The organism is Spirosoma pollinicola, from assembly GCF_002831565.1.
GTDB classification, from domain to species: Bacteria; Bacteroidota; Bacteroidia; order Cytophagales; family Spirosomataceae; genus Spirosoma; species Spirosoma pollinicola.
In genome coordinates this window covers 1,315,379-1,334,523 of sequence record NZ_CP025096.1, presented here as the reverse complement: position 1 = coordinate 1,334,523, position 19,145 = coordinate 1,315,379, and the positions used below count along the sequence as shown (strand labels likewise).

The 19,145-nt window shown below is 48.2% G+C and carries 19 protein-coding genes; 16 read left to right on the top strand and 3 right to left on the bottom strand.

The features are described from left to right. Nucleotides 1-141: 141 nt before the first annotated feature. The 3 genes from CWM47_RS05820 to CWM47_RS05810 all read right to left on the bottom strand — a co-directional run bounded on the left by CWM47_RS05820 (nt 142) and on the right by CWM47_RS05810 (nt 3,491). Nucleotides 142-681: a DinB family protein gene (locus tag CWM47_RS05820; protein WP_157815907.1), complete on the bottom strand. Its 540-nt coding sequence runs from the start codon at nt 679-681 to the stop codon at nt 142-144. Nucleotides 682-1,113: 432 nt separating this feature from the next. Continuing rightward, nucleotides 1,114-2,019 carry an NAD-dependent epimerase/dehydratase family protein gene (locus CWM47_RS05815; RefSeq protein ID WP_100987067.1) on the bottom strand — a complete coding sequence of 302 codons (906 nt, stop codon included), beginning with the start codon at nt 2,017-2,019 and terminating at the stop codon, nt 1,114-1,116. 257 nt (nt 2,020-2,276) lie between these two features. Further along, nucleotides 2,277-3,491, bottom strand: coding sequence for a GAF domain-containing sensor histidine kinase (locus tag CWM47_RS05810; RefSeq protein ID WP_100987065.1), 1,215 nt, complete (start codon nt 3,489-3,491; stop codon nt 2,277-2,279). A 382-nt stretch (nt 3,492-3,873) separates the two neighbouring features. Between CWM47_RS05810 and CWM47_RS05805 the strand changes: the two genes are divergently transcribed. The 16 genes from CWM47_RS05805 to CWM47_RS05730 all read left to right on the top strand — a co-directional run bounded on the left by CWM47_RS05805 (nt 3,874) and on the right by CWM47_RS05730 (nt 19,039). Further along, the gene (locus tag CWM47_RS05805; protein ID WP_100987063.1) at nt 3,874-4,791 is read left to right on the top strand and encodes a hypothetical protein; all 918 of its coding nucleotides are present in this window, start codon (nt 3,874-3,876) and stop codon (nt 4,789-4,791) included. A 7-nt stretch (nt 4,792-4,798) separates the two neighbouring features. After that, on the top strand, nt 4,799-6,319 hold the full coding sequence (locus CWM47_RS05800; RefSeq protein ID WP_100993752.1) for a sulfatase family protein: 1,521 nt from the start codon (nt 4,799-4,801) through the stop codon (nt 6,317-6,319). A 137-nt stretch (nt 6,320-6,456) separates the two neighbouring features. Continuing rightward, a complete protein-coding gene (pseB, locus tag CWM47_RS05795) occupies nt 6,457-7,473 on the top strand; it encodes a UDP-N-acetylglucosamine 4,6-dehydratase (inverting) (protein ID WP_100987061.1) in 1,017 nt (338 codons plus the stop codon). 50 nt (nt 7,474-7,523) lie between these two features. Further along, nucleotides 7,524-7,910: a hypothetical protein gene (locus CWM47_RS05790; RefSeq protein WP_100987059.1), complete on the top strand. Its 387-nt coding sequence runs from the start codon at nt 7,524-7,526 to the stop codon at nt 7,908-7,910. A 1-nt stretch (nt 7,911) separates the two neighbouring features. Further along, nucleotides 7,912-8,262 carry a helix-turn-helix domain-containing protein gene (locus CWM47_RS05785; RefSeq protein WP_100987057.1) on the top strand — a complete coding sequence of 117 codons (351 nt, stop codon included), beginning with the start codon at nt 7,912-7,914 and terminating at the stop codon, nt 8,260-8,262. Nucleotides 8,263-8,271: 9 nt separating this feature from the next. Beyond that, complete coding sequence (locus CWM47_RS05780) at nt 8,272-8,709, top strand: hypothetical protein (RefSeq protein ID WP_100987055.1); 438 nt, start codon at nt 8,272-8,274, stop codon at nt 8,707-8,709. Continuing rightward, entirely contained in the window at nt 8,696-9,874 is a 1,179-nt protein-coding gene (gene pseC / locus CWM47_RS05775; protein ID WP_240625727.1) for a UDP-4-amino-4,6-dideoxy-N-acetyl-beta-L-altrosamine transaminase, read from the top strand. The genes CWM47_RS05780 and pseC overlap by 14 nt, the downstream gene beginning before the upstream one ends. Nucleotides 9,875-9,910: 36 nt before the next feature. Beyond that, nucleotides 9,911-10,600 (top strand): pseudaminic acid cytidylyltransferase, encoded by a 690-nt coding sequence (pseF, locus tag CWM47_RS05770; RefSeq protein ID WP_100987051.1) that lies wholly within the window; start codon nt 9,911-9,913, stop codon nt 10,598-10,600. 6 nt (nt 10,601-10,606) lie between these two features. Then, nucleotides 10,607-11,641: a UDP-2,4-diacetamido-2,4,6-trideoxy-beta-L-altropyranose hydrolase gene (pseG, locus tag CWM47_RS05765; protein ID WP_100987049.1), complete on the top strand. Its 1,035-nt coding sequence runs from the start codon at nt 10,607-10,609 to the stop codon at nt 11,639-11,641. 56 nt (nt 11,642-11,697) lie between these two features. Next, complete coding sequence (locus tag CWM47_RS05760) at nt 11,698-12,189, top strand: GNAT family N-acetyltransferase (protein WP_100987047.1); 492 nt, start codon at nt 11,698-11,700, stop codon at nt 12,187-12,189. A 42-nt stretch (nt 12,190-12,231) separates the two neighbouring features. Then, nucleotides 12,232-13,311, top strand: coding sequence for a pseudaminic acid synthase (gene pseI / locus CWM47_RS05755; protein ID WP_100987045.1), 1,080 nt, complete (start codon nt 12,232-12,234; stop codon nt 13,309-13,311). A 65-nt stretch (nt 13,312-13,376) separates the two neighbouring features. Then, nucleotides 13,377-14,870 (top strand): lipopolysaccharide biosynthesis protein, encoded by a 1,494-nt coding sequence (locus tag CWM47_RS05750; RefSeq protein ID WP_100987043.1) that lies wholly within the window; start codon nt 13,377-13,379, stop codon nt 14,868-14,870. A 111-nt stretch (nt 14,871-14,981) separates the two neighbouring features. Beyond that, nucleotides 14,982-15,788 carry an FkbM family methyltransferase gene (locus CWM47_RS05745; protein ID WP_100987041.1) on the top strand — a complete coding sequence of 269 codons (807 nt, stop codon included), beginning with the start codon at nt 14,982-14,984 and terminating at the stop codon, nt 15,786-15,788. A gap of 80 nt (nt 15,789-15,868) precedes the next feature. Further along, nucleotides 15,869-16,918 (top strand): hypothetical protein, encoded by a 1,050-nt coding sequence (locus CWM47_RS05740; protein ID WP_240625726.1) that lies wholly within the window; start codon nt 15,869-15,871, stop codon nt 16,916-16,918. After that, on the top strand, nt 16,915-18,219 hold the full coding sequence (locus CWM47_RS05735; RefSeq protein WP_100987037.1) for a glycosyltransferase family 4 protein: 1,305 nt from the start codon (nt 16,915-16,917) through the stop codon (nt 18,217-18,219). The genes CWM47_RS05740 and CWM47_RS05735 overlap by 4 nt, the downstream gene beginning before the upstream one ends. A gap of 64 nt (nt 18,220-18,283) precedes the next feature. Further along, nucleotides 18,284-19,039, top strand: a complete 756-nt coding sequence (locus CWM47_RS05730) for a glycosyltransferase family 2 protein (protein WP_100987035.1) — start codon at nt 18,284-18,286, stop codon at nt 19,037-19,039. The last annotated feature ends 106 nt before the right edge of the window (nt 19,040-19,145 follow it).

The following is a 19,145-nucleotide window of genomic DNA, read 5'->3' as shown; positions in this document are numbered from 1 at the left end:
CATAATTCATACATTCAATAGTAATTTAAATTTCTTTAGAAGTGCTATATAACTAATTTCATAAAAAAAGAATAAAGTCAGAAGATTATTTAAAACGCCGGTTAGCAAAGCCTTAGAATTATATAAATAGCCAGATAGAAATTACTTCTTTTCTTCAGGTTTAGGCCACCATCTGTTCTTTTTTCTTATGTAGATTATTTGCCCCGTATGGTAGGCGTTATGTGAGCAAATGTTAGCTACTGAAGAACTCCATTTAGCAAGTTGTTTATCTGTAGCCTTTTCTACGGATTGATACCATTTAATTTGAATACTATCTAGTTTCACGATGGCCTGATCCCAACTTACGTTGGTGAACCGCTCAAAGGTTTCTTCATTATTTCCGCTAAAGTCTGGAGCAGTATTACCCTGAAAGGCAGTTAGAACTCTTTCGCTCCAGAAGATTAGATGAGATACTAACTGCCCGATGGAGTGATTAACTGTGCTATCTCGCCAGTTAGCTTGTATGGCTGTAAGCCCTCCTGTGGCTTTTTTCAGAGGAGTAAACCAGTCTTCGTTGGTATGAGTATTCTTTAGCTGCTCTAACAAAATTGTTCTAACAGTGGGAGGATGAACCTGTTTGTAGCAACTCAGGATGGAAGCCCACAGCAAGATACAGAAAAGAGCATTTGAAGGCTTAATCATTGTTGTATACGTGAGTTGGCTATTGCCAAAGTCCGAGTCGATCAATTTTGCGTATTTTGCGTTTATTTTCTGACTCAAAATACGCAAAAATATGATCTGATCATTGACCTTCGGAATGACCCATTTACTACTTTCCAACAGCCGCTAAGCTTACGTTGACTACGATTATTTACGTTTCCTCAAAAACCACCAAAGAGCTATTGCAAGAATAACTATCACCAGGATTGGCACAATAAAGCTGCCTTTATACACTATTCCATAATAATCACCTGGAAGTGGTTGGGGCTGTCTTGTCGTATTCATGCTGTTTGAGGTTGAAGCGTTTGTGAGGTGTCACAGGAATCAGCAAAATCATTAGTTGCGGTCAATGAGTCAAAGCGAAAAGTCAATCGAGCAGGCTATCGAATTAGACTAAAACCCAGGGTTACATTGTCACGATTCCCATTTCACGTATTTCTGCCAGTTATGTTGTTCGTTAAAGCCCAGCACTTCACGAATTTTGCGATTTGAAAACAGGGCTTCATACTCCCCTAATTCGCGACTTATGGGCACAGTAGGAAAGAACGTTTCGGCCAGTTCTTTGCTGGGAATAATGGCGCCGTTATGATCGTTGCCAGCATTAAAAACCTGATAGCCAAGGCTGTCTTTTTGCAGACATAAATCCACAATTTGTCCCAGATCACGCGCATCTATATAACAAAAGGCATTCCGGCGTCGCACTTCAGGGTGTTTAAAATAATAGGGGAACAACTCCGCGTATTCGTGCGGCTCAATCACATTGCCGATACGAAGGGCATATATATCAACGCCTGACCGTCGCTGGAAGCTGCGTGCCGTTTTTTCATTGACAACCTTCGATAAGCCGTAGCTATCCATTGGGTCGACGTCATAATCCTCTTCCAGCGGCAACACGCTAGGATTGGTCTGTCCATCTGAAAAACAGATCCCGTAAGTGGTCTCTGACGAAGCAATAATAATTTTTCTAATGCCGAGTTTAACAGCCGCTTCAATCACATTGTAGGTACCAATGGTGTTAACCCGAAACGTCTCATTATCCGGTTTGAGTAAGATTCTGGGCACGGCCGCAAAATGAACGACCGCATCAAATTTTGGCACCCCATTCCCTGCCTCCAATTCATCTAAGCCAGCGTATGAACTCATGGCATTAAAAACCTGTCCGGAATCTGTTATATCCGCGACCAGATTATTTACCCCTGGGTGGTCCAGAGGTGTCAGGTCTACATTCATCACTTTATGTCCCTGGCCGAGCAGGTAGGGAATTACGTGCTTTCCTGCTTTTCCCGATCCCCCGGTAAAAAATATGCGCTTTTTAGTCATGCTATTCTGCTGGTTACTACCCGATGTTAGCTGCGTTGCTTATTTCGTGGCAAGTTCACAATTATCCGCTCATTTAGTGCTACAGCAGCTTGGGGCTATCAGCTTTCACAAACGTTTACAACGATATATAACGGTAAGGTATGTCAATAGTTATTAACAACTACAATTGTCAAAGGCACCGTCTTTTCTCAAAAAAAAGGCCCGGTTGACTAATCACCGGGCCTTTTTGCTGTGTCTGACTAAATTCTTGAGTAGTATCAACTCGTTTTCTGCTGCATTAGACTTATCTCAAAGCATGTCCCCTGCCCAGGGGATGAGGTAACGGTCATTTCTCCATTTAGTGTACTGACCAGGTGTTTTACCAGAGGAAGTCCAAAACCATAGCCAGACTCGCCGGCGGTTCCGTTACTCGAACGACCCTGGCCATTAAGAATATCCGCTATTTTTTCGCTCGTAATACCCTCGCCAGAATCCTGAACGGTGAGACTAAGCATGTTGTGTGAGCCTTCAATTCTCAATTTAGTGTTGACCTGCACATGCCCTTCCCCCTGCGTAAACTTGATGGCATTGGAAATCAAGTTACCCGCAATCTGTACCACTTTATTACGGGAAAAAGGGATTAACTCCGTCGAAGCATCGGTCGAAACGAGGAAGCGAATTCCTTTGGAGCGTGCCTGTGGAGTATACAGTTTTTCCAGCGTGTCTTTCAATCTAACCTGATGAAAGATCTCTTTCTTATCATGGTCCTGCTTCCACTTATCATCGTTGACCAGGATTTCATCTGCCAGTTCGAGCAGCGATTTACCACTCATCTGAATGAGCTGAATTAGTTCGAGTATTTCGTTCAGCTTAATACTGGCTCCGCTGCTGGTAACCAGTTGAGCCATCGTAATAATACCGCCCAAAGGCCCCCGAATATCATGTGCTACCCGCTTTCGGGATTCATTCATTTCGGATGCCTGCCGTTTTAAATACTGGATCTCCTGAAGCGTGTTTAGTCGGCTAACGACTTCAGCTGCAATGATCTGTAAAAGCTCGATTTTTTCCGGATCAAGCTCTTTTACTTTTGTATCGAGCACACAAAGTGCACCGATATGGTTGCCATTACTCGACGTTAGGGGTATACCAAAATAGTAGCGCAGATGAGGAGCATCGGATACATACCATCGCTCAGAGAATCGCTCGTCAAGTTGTAAATCTTTGACTTCAAAACTGGTAGGCTCCAGAATGGTATATTGACAAACGGATTCTTCGCGAGGCATGGACGTTAAATCCAGGCCGTGACTGGTAATGGTCCACTGTGTGTAGGAATCAATCAGGTTGATTAATGAGATATCGGTTCCTGTCACCTTAGCTGCCAGCGTAGTAAGGTCTTTAAATTTGTCCTGAAGCCCCGAATAATCTAAATCGAAGTCGGACAGGTCAATAATTCGTTGAAATTCGTTCTCAGGAACTGGGTAGCTGTTTTGCATATTTTTTGGAAAAGTACAAGTACGGTCTTTAGCTATACTGTCTGTATCACGTTTAATCTGTAAGGAATCATATTATAGAATTAATAGGTACAGTACATTTTATTAAATTAACCTATATCAATTATTGAAAACTAAAATTATAAATAAATAATCATTTGAATACTTATTAGGGGTAAATTTTTCAAAAATTAATAAGTAGGTCTTATTGATTGATACATACGAGTGCGTCCTTTACGGGCGGCCTTGTTTTAATGTCAATGGCTTTGTCTATACGTGATGGGATAAAATGACGTTAATGGGCTAATCCTGCTGGCCGCTCTGCCCATCTGCTGTTTTTTTTGTTGTTTTGTAGAAAAAAGGCACGCCCTCGTGTGCCGCTTGCATGGTCGAAGCTGGTTTTAATTCTCTTAGTCAATTTTTGAGCGACTTGTTCGCTTCACTGGTATCGTTGCTTAAAGTGGCGATTCGTGGCCGACATACAACCCGCTTGCCCGACAGGCAATTACCCACGTGCTCGGTCCTGGGCAACGGCCCTTCGCTGAACGAATCGTTGACAGACCAATTCGACTTCATTCGGCAAACCGAAATTGTGTGCGTGAATAACTTTGCCCACGCCGAGGTTTTCCTTCGCCTTCGCCCGCAGGATTACGTTATTTCCGATCCCAACTATTTCGTTTTTACCGAGCAAACCACTGACCGCGACGATATCCGAAAAACCTTATCCATCTTTCAGAATCAGGTCGATTGGCCCATGACACTCTATGTGCCGCACTTTGCCAAAGGCTCCTATCTGCTGGGTAAAATTGAAGCGAGTAACCCTAAAATCTCCGTTGTGTATTTCAACTACACCGTTGTTCGAGGGTTCAGACGGCTAACGTACTGGCTCTATAGCAAAGGATTGGGTATGCCTCAGGCGCAAACCGTTATTATTGCTGCGCTGACGCTGATGATCAACCGGAAGTTCGATACCATTTATCTTTTCGGAGCCGATACATCCTGGCACGAACAAATTCGGCTGAACGAACAAAATCAACTCCTGATCAAGCAGATTCACTTTTACGATAAGCCCAAAGATCTGGCTCACCAGCCGGTGTATATGGATGCGCAACGGCAACGCACGTTTTCAATGGCCGCGCAGTTCTTATCCTTACACAAAGTTTTTCGGGGCTATGAGGTTCTGCGCGACTACGCTGATTATCGGGGAGTTCGAGTTATTAACGCCAGTGCCAAAAGCTACATAGATGCCTTCGAACGAGAATCCATCAGCCAGTCGGTAAATCAGTCAATGAGTAATGAGTAAACGTATCATGAAAACGAAGTTTTTTTTCTTACTCATCAGTGCCTGTCTACTCCGCCCATCGGTGATGCTGGCGCAAAAGAAGCCCAACATTATTCTGATTTATGCCGATGATTTAGGCTACGGCGATATTAGCGCTAATGGTGCCACTAAGGTGCGTACCCCGAACATCGACCAGATCGCGAAAGAAGGTCTGCGCTTTACCAATGCCCATGCGTCCTCGTCAACATGCACGCCCTCACGCTATTCGCTCCTGACGGGGGCGTATGCCTGGCGAAAAAGTGGAACCGGCATTGCTCCCGGCGATGCGGCTCTCCTGATCCCGACCGACCGCATTACGATGCCCGGAATCCTGCAAAAAGCAGGCTATAAAACAGGCGTCATTGGCAAGTGGCATTTGGGCCTGGGGCCTAAAGGGGGACCAAACTGGAACGGCGACATTAAGCCTGGCCCGCTGGAAATTGGCTTCACGTATTCATTCTTATTGCCCGCTACCGGCGACCGCGTGCCCTGTGTGTATGTCGAAAATCACCGAATCATTAACCTCGACCCCGCCGATCCTATCCAAGTAAGTTACACAGGACCCGTTGGCAATGAGCCGACCGGAAAAGATCATCCGGAGTTGCTTAAAATGACCTACTCTCACGGCCACGACCAGACCATCATTAACGGGGTGAGCCGAATAGGCTACATGAGCGGGGGGAAATCGGCTCGCTGGGTCGATGAGGAGATGGCCGATGTGCTGACCGGCAAGGTGAACCAGTTTATCGAAGCCAGTAAAAACGGACCGTTCTTTGTCTATTTCTCCACGCACGATATTCACGTTCCCCGAATGCCCCACTCCCGTTTTGCGGGCAAAAGTGGCATGGGGCCGCGTGGCGATGCCATTCTGCAATTGGACTGGTGCGTTGGCGAAGTGATGAAAACGCTGGATCGACTGGGGTTGAGCGATAACACAATGGTCATCGTGAGTAGTGACAACGGCCCCGTTGTTGACGATGGCTACAAAGATCAGGCCGTTGAGAAACTGAACGGACACAAACCCGCCGGTCCACTGCGCGGAGGCAAATACAGTGCATTCGATGCGGGCACCCGCGTTCCGTTCATCGTGCGCTGGCCGAAAACAGTGAAGCCCGGAATATCTGATGCGCTGATTAGTCAGGTTGATCTGGCAGCCTCTTTTGCGGCTTTGGTTGGTCAGCCGTTGGCGAAGGGAGAGGTCCCCGATAGTTTTAATACACTGAATACATTCCTCGGGAAAGCTAAAACGAGCCGAGAATACGTTATAGAACATGCCATAAATGGTACGCTTTCGTTGATACGAGGCACCTGGAAATACATTGAACCATCCAACGGGCCGGTACTCAACAAGGATACCAACATTGAAACGGGCTACGCACCAATGCCGCAATTGTATGACCTGAAAACCGATCTTGGCGAGACAAAAAATCTGGCCGAAAAATACCCGCAGATAACCACCGAACTAGCCGCTTTGCTAAAAAGCGTCCGGGAAAAACAAGACACGAATTAAGTGAATGAAGAGTGAAGAATGGATAATGAAGAATAAACAATAGATAATGACTTCCAGGCCGTAATTTATTCTTCACTCTACATTCTTCACTTAGTAAGCTTTACACAAACCCACTGGTCAACTCAGTACCTAAAACGATGCTTGATTTAACGAATAAATCCATTTTGATTACCGGTGGTACCGGCTCTTTCGGCAAAAAATTTGTTGAGATGGTCTACAAGCGCCACCCCAATATTAAACGCCTGGTTGTGTATTCCCGCGACGAACTGAAACAGTTCGAAATGGCCCAGCATTTCCCGCCCTCCCAGTACAAATCCATTCGCTTTTTCATTGGCGATGTGCGCGATGGCGAACGGCTGAAGCGGGCTTGTGAGGGAATCGACATCATTATTCACGCAGCCGCCCTGAAGCAGGTTCCTGCTGCCGAATATAACCCGATGGAATGCATCAAAACCAATGTCTTTGGTGCCGAAAATGTCATTAACGCAGCCCTCGACAATGGTGTACAACGCGTAGTAGCTCTGTCGACCGATAAAGCCGCTGCCCCAATCAATCTGTATGGTGCCACCAAGCTCTGCTCCGACAAGCTCTTTGTAGCGGCCAACAATATGAAAGGAAGTCGCAATTTGCAGTTTTCCGTCGTTCGTTATGGTAACGTAATCGGGTCGCGGGGTTCCGTTGTACCGTTCTTTCTGGAAAAACGGAAAGATGGTGTGTTACCCATCACCCACCCCGATATGACCCGCTTCAACATTTCGCTTGAAGAGGGTGTCGAAATGGTATTCCATGCCCTCGAACACGCCTGGGGCGGTGAAATTTTCGTTCCAAAAATTCCCTCCTACCGCATCACCGATGTGGCCACGGCTATTGGTCCCGACTGCGAACAGAAACTGGTGGGCATTCGTCCGGGCGAGAAACTGCATGAGGAAATGATTACCGAAACCGACTCGCTAAACACCGTCGAGACAGACAAATATTACGTCATCACGCCCTCGACGCCCACCTGGAGCATCGAAGACTACATGAAAGCGTTCAACGGGCGGCAGGTCGATATGGGGTTCAAATATAATTCCGGCACCAATACCGACTGGCTCAACGTGGAGCAATTGCGCGAACAGATCCGAGAGCATGTCGACCCGGAGTTTACGGTTTAATCGACAGTCTAAATTTTCAGCCTAGCCTGTTTAGCTTTAACTAAACTTTTATGAGTACGTTTGCATTAAGGAAAGTAGAGGTAGTAAAAGCTAAACAAGAATTAGATGAGTTGGTGATTGACGGAGTTGGGCAATTAGCCGCTTTTGAAGAATTACTCGCTACAAAACATAAGCAGTATATTTCTGAGTTGCGCACAATGCTCACTTATGTTGAACATGCGGCTAATGGCAATACGTTACCTGATACAAGATTCAAAGATGTGACACCAACCGGTGTCTTAATCAAAGAATATGAATTTAAATCAAAGCATTTACGCCTGTATGCAATTAAACAATTAAATGGCAAGGTGATTGTGCTAGGAGGCTTAAAGACTACTCAAAAGTCAGACTTTAAACGTTTCCGCTCATTGAAAGAACAGTATTTAAACTCGCTTTAAGATGACACGCGATGAACTGCTACATAGCCGGGAATATTGGATTGCCAAAATCCAACTCGATCTGTTCAGCCAACTAGACAAATACATGTCTGAAAATGATATTTCGCGAACTCAACTTGCCGAAAAGCTGGGCGTGACGAAAGGCTATGTTTCGCAAATACTTAATGGCGATTTCGACCACAAGATTAGTAAACTGGTTGACCTAGCTTTGGCGATGGGAAAGGTGCCTCAGATAAATTATATGGATGTGCAGGAATATATCGACGCAGAAAACCGTAGCGAGAACAATTCACCATATAGGTTTAGCAAATCATTTCGAGCAGACTATAGTGCAAACCTACAGATTGCTTAACTCCACTTTATGAAAGGTCAGATTGATTTCAGAATAGACTCCATTCGTGATATAGAGTTTTTCTTGCATGCTTCAGACACGATAAACTTAGCACAACTTGGCATACAAGTCGAAGGAAAAGACATGGTTGCTTATGGGGACTCAAAAACGGTTACGCTGACAACTGAAGTTAAATATGTTCAAAACTACGAAACAGAAAATGCGGAGTTAGTATTGAGGTATTTGAACGAAATGACGTTTTACATTGACAATTTTGATGAGAACTTCAGGCTAGAGAATGGCAAGTACATATTTGACAGAGACCTTGCCCGTTTTCTCCTTGACATAATTACCCCGACAATTCGAGGCATTTTATTTACAAAAACTGCGGGCACAGGTTTAGCTAAATGCTATTTACCTGTTATACCGGCAGATCAAATAATCGATGGGGCCAGTGAAACAATTTAATAACATTCCATACGGTCGTCAGCACATTACCGACGAAGATATTGCCGCCGTTGCCGAAGTGCTGCGCGGGCCGTTTCTGACGCAGGGGCCACATATTGGCGCGTTTGAGACTGCTTTTTCCAACTACATCGGCTGCCAGTATTCTATAGCTGTTGCCAATGGCACGGCTGCCTTACACTTGTGTTGCATGGCGCTCGGCGTAACAGAAGGTACACGGGTCATTACCACGCCCATCACCTTCTCGGCTTCGGCCAACTGTGTGCGCTACTGCGGGGGCGACGTTTTCTTCGCCGACATTGACCCCGCAACCGCCCTGCTCGACATTAATGCCGTTCGGACATTGATCGAAAAGCACCCTAAAGGCTATTTCTCGGGGATTATTCCGGTCGATTTTGCGGGCTACCCGGTCGATATGGCTGCCTTCCGTGAATTGGCCGATGAACATGGATTGTGGCTTCTGGAAGACAGTTGCCACTCACCGGGAGGTTCATTTACCGATACGAAGACTATTGACCACCGGTGTGGCGATGGCTCACTGGCCGACCTTGCTATATTCAGTTATCACCCGGTTAAGCACATTGCGGCTGGCGAAGGCGGCATGATTACCACCAATAACGAAGCCCTCTACAAACACCTGCTCCGGCTCAGAACCCACGGCATCACCAACAAACCCGCTGAGTTTACGGAGCCATATCCCGGCGAGCCCGAACGGGGCGGCTGGTACATGGAATTGCAAGAGCTTGGCTACAATTACCGCCTGACCGATATGCAGGCCGCGCTGGGAAACAGCCAGTTGACCCGTGTAGACGCCATGCTGGCCCGTCGGCAGCAGATCGCGAAACGGTACGACGACGCGTTTGCCGGAACCTCCGTTACGACCATTATTCCACCGGCTAGTGTAACCCATGCCTATCACCTATATGTAATTCAGGTGGCAGACCGCAAAGGATTATATGACTCGCTGCGAACCCAAAACATCATGGCGCAGGTGCATTACATTCCGGTTCACCTGATGCCGTATTATCGGCAATTCGGCTGGAAACCCGGCGACTTTCCGAACGCAGAGCATTACTACGCTCGTTGCTTGAGCCTACCCATGTTTCCGACGTTGACCGATGACGAACAAACGTTTGTTATTGACTCAGTGCTGGCTTATTGTCAGTAAGCGAACCTGCACAGCCGGATTCCATATCAGCCTATTATGAGCAACATAGCTATCATCACCGCAAGGGGCGGCAGCAAGCGGATTCCCCGAAAAAACATTCGTCCTTTTCTGGGCAAGCCCATTCTGGCCTACGTCATCGATGCAGCCCAACAATCGGGCTTATTCGATGAGGTGATGGTGTCTACCGACGACGACGAAATTGCCGCCATTGCCCGGCAATACGGGGCGTCGGTTCCGTTTTTTCGGAACGCTGAAACCGCCGATGATTACGCGACAACGGCCCAGGTTCTGCATGAAGTATTATCCCAGTACGAGCAGCAGGGACTGGTTTTCGATTATGCCTGTTGCCTCTACCCTACCGCGCCTTTCGTTACGCCCCAGCTATTGCGGCATGCGTTGACGACTCTAACCGACAGGCAATTCGACTCGGTATATCCCGTTCAGCCCTTTAGCTTCCCAATACAGCGAGCCGTTTTACTGCGTGATGCGAAAGTCCAGTGGTTCCAGCCCGAACATGCCCTGACGCGTTCACAAGATTTAGAACCGGCTTACCATGATGCAGGGCAATTTTATTTTTTCCAGGTCAAGTCATTCCAGCGAAGTCAACGCTTGATAAGCGATAATTCGGGAGGCATTATCATTTCTGAATTGGAAGCCCATGATATTGATAATGAGATAGATTGGCAAGTGGCAGAGATGAAATTTCAATTGAGAGCCAAGCTGTAAAGCCAAATGAACCAACTACTTTTTCGTGCCGATGGCAACGCTAAAATTGGCTTAGGGCACATCATGAGATGCCTGGCACTCGCCAACATGCTGACCGGCAAATTTTCCATGCGCTTTGCCCTCGTTGATCCCAGTCCAGACGTTCGTTTGTTGATCGAGCGAGCGGGTTTAGCCATCATCTCGCTACCAGAAACCACGCAGCAAGCCACCTTTCTGGAGCAAATCAAGCCGGAGGAAGTCGTCGTTCTGGATGGCTATGCCTTCGATGAAGCGTTTCAGCAATCAGTCCGTTCGAGGGCAAAAAAATTGGTTTTTATCGATGATCTGGTAAGCGGCCATCAGGTAGCCGACCTGATCATTAATCATGCGGGTGGCGTTTCCGAAACGGATTACGAGGCAGAACCCTATACACAATTCTATTTTGGCCCACATTACGCCCTGCTTCGGCCCGAGTTTTTAAGGCCGGAGGTGTTTGGTCCGCCCCCCGCCAACGGGACGATTTTCGTTAGCCTGGGTGGGGCCGACCCACACAACACATCGCTTACCGTGTTGGAAGCAATTCGGCAGGTCGATGCTCAATTGCCAGTCCATATTATTCTTGGGCCATTTCATCCAGATCGGGCTGCTGTCGAAGCGTTCAGTCGTCAACTGCCAAACCTGACGATTTTACAAAATCTCAGTGCTACGCAAATGGTGGAAGAAGTAAAGGCCTGTCATCTGGCCATTACGGCTTGCAGCACGATTGCTTACGAAGTTTGCGCCATAAATCGCCCCCTCATTACGGTAGTAACTGCCGACAATCAGGCGCGGCTGGCGCAGTTTCTGTCTGACGAAAAGCTGGCCTTGTCCGTCAATTTCCCAACGTTGCTGACCCGCTTAACGCCTGTTCTGGCGTTGGATCAGATGGTAAAGCTGTCTATTCAGGGCGCTCAATTTTCGCCCGAAACAGTAGCGGAGTCGTTAGTGAACCAGCGTCGTTTTTTTGATGGTCGCTCCCCCGAACGATTTCGGACTTTATTTCAACAGGTAGCGCAGGAGTAGTGAGTTGCAACAATTAAATGCGTAATTCGATACGTTAACAGGCTATCGCAACGACCATGCTCACGTACAGAACTGCCCAACCTGCCGACGCTCGGCTTTATTTCGACTGGGCCAACGATCCCGATACCCGGCGGCAGTCGTTTAGCTCGACACCTATTTCGTTAGAGACACACACCGCCTGGTTTACCCGAAAACTGACCGACCCAAATGCGTTGCTGCTTGTGTTTACCAATGAAGCTGGCCACCCTGTTGGGCAAGTGCGCTTTGAACGAACACCCATTGCCGATATGCCCGACGAAATTATTATTGGCGTATCGGTCGATGCGCATTATCGGGGCAAAGGTCTGGCCGCTCAGCTTATTGCTCAGGGCTGTGCCATATGTCGTAAGAACTGGGGTGCCGTAACGATTCATGCCTACATCAAGCCCGAGAATGCGGCCTCCGTACATGCCTTTGACCGGGCTGGTTTCAGATTGTCGGGCGAAAGCGGTAAATTTGGTGTCTCCGGCCAGGATAAGCCGTGTTTGCTTTATACTAAAACCCTATAGGGCTGAGCGTTGCGTTCAAAACCCTACAAGGTTTGACTGATTATGACACAAGATCAACCCATTCAGGTTGCCCATTATACCATTAGTCCGATGCATCGGCCATTTGTTATCGCCGAAATGTCGGGCAACCACAACCAGTCGCTGGAGCGGGCGCTGGAAATTGTCGATGCCGTAGCTGATGCCGGTGCCCATGCACTCAAACTTCAGACCTACACGCCCGACACCATTACGTTCAATGGCGCATCGGAGGAGTTTTACATTCGTGATGCCAAGTCGCTCTGGGCCGACAAAAATCTGTACAAACTATATCAGGACGCCTATACGCCCTGGGAGTGGCACAAACCCATTTTTGAGCATGCCAAAAAGCGCGGCATGATTGCCTTCAGCTCACCATTCGACACAACGGCGGTCGATTTTCTGGAGTCGCTGGAGGTACCGCTCTATAAAATCGCTTCGTTTGAGAATACCGATCATATCCTGCTCAAGAAAGTAGCCCGCACCGGTAAACCGGTCATCATGAGCACGGGTGTAGCTACTGTTGCCGACCTCGACGAATCGGTAAAGGTGCTACGGAAAAACGGGTGCAAAGACCTCATTTTATTGAAGTGTACCAGTACCTACCCCGCCACGCCTGAAACGACAAATCTGCTTACCATTCCGCACATGCGGCAGTTGTTCGATGTGCCCGTTGGCCTGTCTGACCACACAATGGGCATTGGAGCCGCTGTAGCCGCTGTGGCTTTGGGCGCCGTTGTCCTCGAAAAGCACGTTACCCTGCGCCGGGCCGATGGTGGTGTAGACTCTGCGTTTTCGCTGGAGCCGGATGAGTTAAAAAACCTAGTTATCGAAACCGAGCGGGCTCATCTGGCTATGGGGCAGGTGAGTTACACACTTACGCCCAAGGAGGCCAAAAGTCTGCAATTCAAGCGGTCGTTATACATTGTGCGCGACGTAAAAGCGGGCGAATCCTTCACGCCCGAAAACGTCCGCAGCATACGCCCGGCCAACGGTTTGCACACCCGCTACTACGACGACATCCTCGGCAAAACCGCCACCACCGACATTACGGCGGGCACGGCACTGGCGTGGGGTTTAATAAATAGCGAAAGAGTGAACGAGTGAAAGAGCGCAATCTAACGGCTGGCTCTTCACTCTTTCACTCTTTCACTCTTTTACTCTTTCACCACGTGGGTATCATCAAACGGCAAACCATTCAGAATTCACTCTACGCCTATGCGGGTGTGGTTGTTGGTTTTCTGACGCAGGGCATCTGGTTTCCGAATATGTTCAGCACAGCGCAAATTGGTTTGCTAACCTTGCTGATTTCGCTGGCAATGGTTCTGTCGCAAGCCTCAAATCTGGGCATAAACGGCGCAGGTGGGCGTTATTTCCCATACTTCCGCAACGCCGATAAACAGCATAACGGTTATTTACTCATCGCCAGTTTGACCACATTCGTTGGATTCTGCGTTTGTGTACTCGCGTTGTGGCTGGCACGCCCCTGGGTCATTGAGTTTTACCAGAAAGACTCGTCCCTGTTTGTCGAATATTATTATCTCCTCATTCCACTGACTCTTTTTACAGTTTATTTTACTGTTTTCGACAACTATGCCCGGCTGCTCTACGACCCCGTTACGGGAACACTCCTGCAACAGTTTGTTCAACGCATTCTGATTGCCGTAGCGGGTGGCTTATACTGGCTCGGATGGGTTACGTTTCCACAATTTATGGGTGTTTGGCTGATGGCGTTTTTTCTGCCATTAGTGATTATGATTATCAGCGTAGCCCGCGACGAAGCCCTGTTTTTCAGCCGTAGTTTTGTGTGGGTCGACACTACGTTGCGCCGAAACATGATGCGCTACGCCGGACTGACGCTCACCTCAGCCCTTTCAACACAGATTATCTCTACGATTGATAAAGTAATGATCAATAGTTCGGAGGGTTTGGGCGATACCGGTGTTTATGGAACGGCCTCGTATTTTGCCGCTGTTATTGCCATTCCTGCTACGGCCCTGTATAAAGTTTCCGGTACGCTTATTGCCGAATCATGGAAAATAAACGACCTGGAAAACATCGCGAAAATTTACCGCAAAAGCTGTTTAAATCAGTTGATTGCGGGCTGTCTGGTGTTTGTGGGTGTAGCAGCCAATTTATCCAGTGTATTTCGTTTTTTGCCACCAAGCTATGAAGCAGGCTACTACGTAATCTTGTGGCTGGGACTTGGCAAACTCATCGACATGGGCACCGGTGTAAACGGAACGATCCTGAATACATCCCGCTATTACACCTACGACTCCTTGTTTTTTGTCGCGCTTGTTTTCATCACCATTGGGGCCAATTTGTATTTGATACCTCGTTTCGGTATCAACGGCGCGGCTATTGGAGCCGCGCTCGCCACTATGCTGTATAATCTTAGCCGGACGCTGTTTGTGGGCTTTGCGTTTAAAATGCAGCCCTTTACCTGGCGAAACATCGCGGTTATTCTGGTAGCCGCTGGTGTCTGGTGGGTGGCGATTCAACTACCCTACCCCGCCCCAACATCATCCAAATGGCAGGTTATTCTGGACATTGCGTGGCGGTCGGCACTCATTACGGCATTATTTGGTGGGCTGGTCGTAACGCTCAAACTGTCATCCGACATTAACCAGACGGTGGCAGGTGTATGGAAACGTTTTTTCTAATTTCTTTTTTTTGTCATGCTGACGAAGGAAGCATCTTCGGTAGTTAAAATTATGTCTGCTCATCCGAAGATGCTTCCTTCGTCAGCATGACAAAAAATCGACGAATAACGAATGTGGGTTTTTAGATTTTTATTTACCGAAACAGCCCGGCTTTTGCGCTCGGCAGAGGGCCGTCGGCTACTGGGATTAGCTTTGCGCTATGGTAGCAAACCGCGCAATCAGCCAGTTGATGTTTCGTTTGGGAACTACAAATTCCGGGTGCCAGACGCGCTTTCGTTCGTTTGGCAGTTTCGGGAGATTTTCGTGGATGAGTTTTACCGATTTGATACCACGAGTTTAACACCCGTCATTTTCGATTGCGGTACGAACATTGGTACAAGTGTCGTGTATTTCCGACAGACCTACCCCAACGCTCGTATTGTCGCGTTTGAGGCCGACGAGCAGATCAGCGCCATTTTGCAGAATAACTTACAGCAAAACCAGATTACGGGTATTGAGGTCGTTACGAAAGCCGTCTGGACAAATGACGAAGGCATCTTGTTTGGCAGCGATCAGGCCGACTCGGCCTCTATTTTCTCGCAAACCGACCAAAAGCTGGTGCCCTCTGTCCGGCTGCGGGATGTTCTCTTGCGCGAAACCCGCATCGATATGCTCAAAATGGACATCGAAGGGGCCGAAACCGCCGTATTAACCGATTGCCACGATGCACTTGCCCACGTTCAAAATCTGTTCGTCGAATTTCATGCCTACCTCGACCATTCGCAAACGCTGGCCGAGGTGATGAAGGTGCTGGAAGAAAGTGGTTTTCGGTATTACATCAACACCAGCCAGTACCGCCACGCGCCCCTGGTGAACCATCGCTACAAAGGCAACGACAGCATGGATTTACAATTGAATATCTTTGCGTACAGAAACTAGTAAAGAAGTGAAGTTGGTGGAGTAGGTGAAGTAAGTGGAGTGAGTGAAGTAAGTGAAATACGTGAAGTGAATAATTCCATGTGCACTCCACCGACTTCACCAACTCCACCGACTTCACCGACTTCACCAACTCCACCAACTTCACGTACCAACTACGAATGATCGACAAAATACTTTCCCGCCCTGAATTCCAGACTGAACCGCCCGTGCTGGTCGACATTGGTGCATCAGGGCAGTTGCATGGTCGCTGGAAGGCCTTTGCCAACTATGCCGTTTGCATTGCGTTCGATGCCGACGACCGTGATTTTGGCTATGTCGAAAGTGAGTCCAGCCATTTTCGGAAGCTGTACACATTCAACAATATCGTTACCGGCCCGGACTCCGCCGAACAGGATACCGAAACGGCAGACTTTTACCTGACCGAATCGCCCCACTGTTCGAGCTTGCTACGCCCTCGCCCCGACCTGATTCAGGAGTACGCCTTTGCACCCAAGTTTGAACCAACCAAAGTCGTTCAACTGAAAACGCGCAGCCTCCGGTCAACGCTCGACAGCCTGAACATAAAGCAGGTAGACTGGTTCAAAACCGATTCGCAGGGCACCGACCTCCGGCTGTTTCGTAACCTCGGTACAGAGCGGGCAAAGCAGGTTATTACCGCTGAGTTTGAACCGGGTATTGCGTCTATTTACGATGGCGAAGATAAGCTACACCAGGTGTTGCAGTTCATGGACGAAACAGGCAGTCACTGGCTCGCCGAGCTTCTGCCCAAAGGCTCTCCCCGCATTACACCCGCCTTGCTGGACAGTTTTACGAATCAGCCATTACTAAAAAAATTCGTCCTGTTTTCGCTGAAGAACAGCGCCGTTTGGGGCGAAATGACTTACCTGAACCGCTTTGCCGACCAAGCCACACTTACACAACGAAACCTGTTGCTGGGTTGGGTTTTTGCCACAACGCTTAAGCAGCATGGTTTTGCCCTGATCTTGACGCAAAAAGGAAAAAGCCTTTTTACAGATGCAATCTTCGCCGAGATGGAAGCCTATTCGCGTCGGCGGATTTGGGGGCGTGTGTTCGGGTTGGGATTTTGGCCCGAGGTTGTCAAAAAGTTCGATAAACTGTTCGGTCGGTGAGAGTTACGCACCTGAGCAACTACCATTTGTTTGGCGGGGCGGCTGTGGCGGCCAACCGGCTCCATCGGGCTTTGCAAAAACAGGTCTGGACAGATCGCAGCGTAGAGAGTACGATGCTCGTTGGCGTACCAAACCGGCTCGAAACGCATAAACCTGAACCGGGGGTACTGTATCTGGCCAATAATTTCCTGGCCGAGCAAACGGCCTTTGGGCGATTTGTAGCCGAGCGATTGTATTTTCTGCCTTACGAGCGCGATTCATCGGTGCGGTTTCAGTTTTCGCCCGCTAAGTTTGGTGCGAACCTCAGCTTTCATCCGGCAATTCAACAGGCCGATCTGTTACACCTGCACTGGATCAACTTTGGTTTTTTATCCCTCAGTGGCCTGCAATCCCTATTCGAGTTGGGCAAGCCTATCGTCTGGACACTACATGACCAGTGGGCCTTTACGGGTGGATGCCACTATTCGCGCGGCTGCGACCATTTTTTAAGCCATTGCCGCAACTGCCCTTACCTGAAAAAACCGGGTGAACACGACCTGTCATACAAAGTTTTTGAGCAGAAGAAGCAGCTCTTCGGTAAGGCCAATGTGCATTTTACGCCACCTAGCCAATGGCTGGCTGATGAAGCCCAACGAAGTGCATTGTTGCGTAAGTTTCCATTCACGGTTATTCCATACGCCATCGACCAGACCGTGTTTCAGCCTGTTACGCGAACGAATGCCGATACACACCTGGATCTGCCCAATACAGGCTCGCCCCGGCTCCTGTTTGGTAGCGCCAACGTGACCGACACGCGCAAAGGATTTGCCTATTTTGCGGAGGCCCTGACGTTACTTCACCGGCAATACCCGGAACTAACTCCCGAAATTTTGATATTTGGCAAAGGCCGCTCTTATCTGTTTAATGAGTTGCCTTACACGGTTCGACACCTTGGCTTGCTCACGTCGGAAGACGATATTGTGGCGGCCTACAACGCAGCCGATGCGATGGTTGTGCCCTCATTGGAAGACAACCTGCCCAACACCGTTATTGAAGCAATGGCCTGCGGCACGCCCGTTGTTGGCTTCCGAACGGGGGGGATTCCCGAAATGATCGACCACGAGCAAAACGGTTATCTGGCCGATGTTGGCTCAGCCCAGCAACTCGCCAACGGACTGGCCTTTATACTAAAGCACCCAAATCCACGCGAATTACGCCAACAAGCCCGCCAATCGGCAGAAACCCGTTTCTCTGAACAAGTCGTAGCCCGGCAGCATATAGAACTGTACAGTCGATTAATGAGTGAAAGAGTGAACGAGTGAAAGAGCGCAATCAAACGGCGGGTTCTTCAATCATTCACTCTTTCGCACTTTCACTCTTTCACCCATGCCAACCATTTCTATCATCACTATTACTTACAATGCCGAGCGGTTTCTGGAGCGTACGATACATAGTATTGTCGCTCAGCAAGCCGCCGACTTCGAGTATATTGTTGTTGATGGGGCTTCTACAGATGGGACGCTGGACATTATTAAACGATTTGAGGCCAACGTTACTACCTGGATATCGGAACCCGATAAAGGACTGTACGATGCCATGAATAAAGGGCTGCACCTCGCCAAAGGTGAGTATGTCTGGTTTATGAATGCGGGCGACGAAATCCATGACCCACAAACGTTGCCAAACCTGCTGGCTCGGATCAAAGCCGAAGCGGTCGATGTTTACTATAGCGACGCCTTATTTGTCCGTGAAGAACAGGGCATAGTCAGGCCAGTCGGTTTGCGGAGTCAGGTAACGCCCCATACGTTGCCGCACAACCTGACCTGGCGCGACATGGCACTCGGCATGAAAGTATGCCATCAGGCTTTTGTTGTGAAACGAGCTGTTGCACCCGATTATCTGACCAATAACCTGAGTGCCGATCTTGACTGGGAAATTCGCTGTTTGAAGGCAGCTACTACCATTGCGTTTCTCCCTTTTGTGTTGTGCAAGTACTTGCTGGGTGGATTATCTGTTCAACAACACCGACGCTCGCTTATAGATCGGTTCAAAGTACTTGTGTCGCATTTCGGTCTACTATCAACGATTATGAATCATGCTCAGATCGTATGGCGGGCAACTCAATTTAAAAGCAATAATTAATTTGTATTTCAACACAAATTAAAAAATAAAATTTGGCAGGTGATGAGCATTGCCTGTTTAATGAAAATTAAATGGTCTTATACCGACTGTTTTGGCCTTTTTGTGA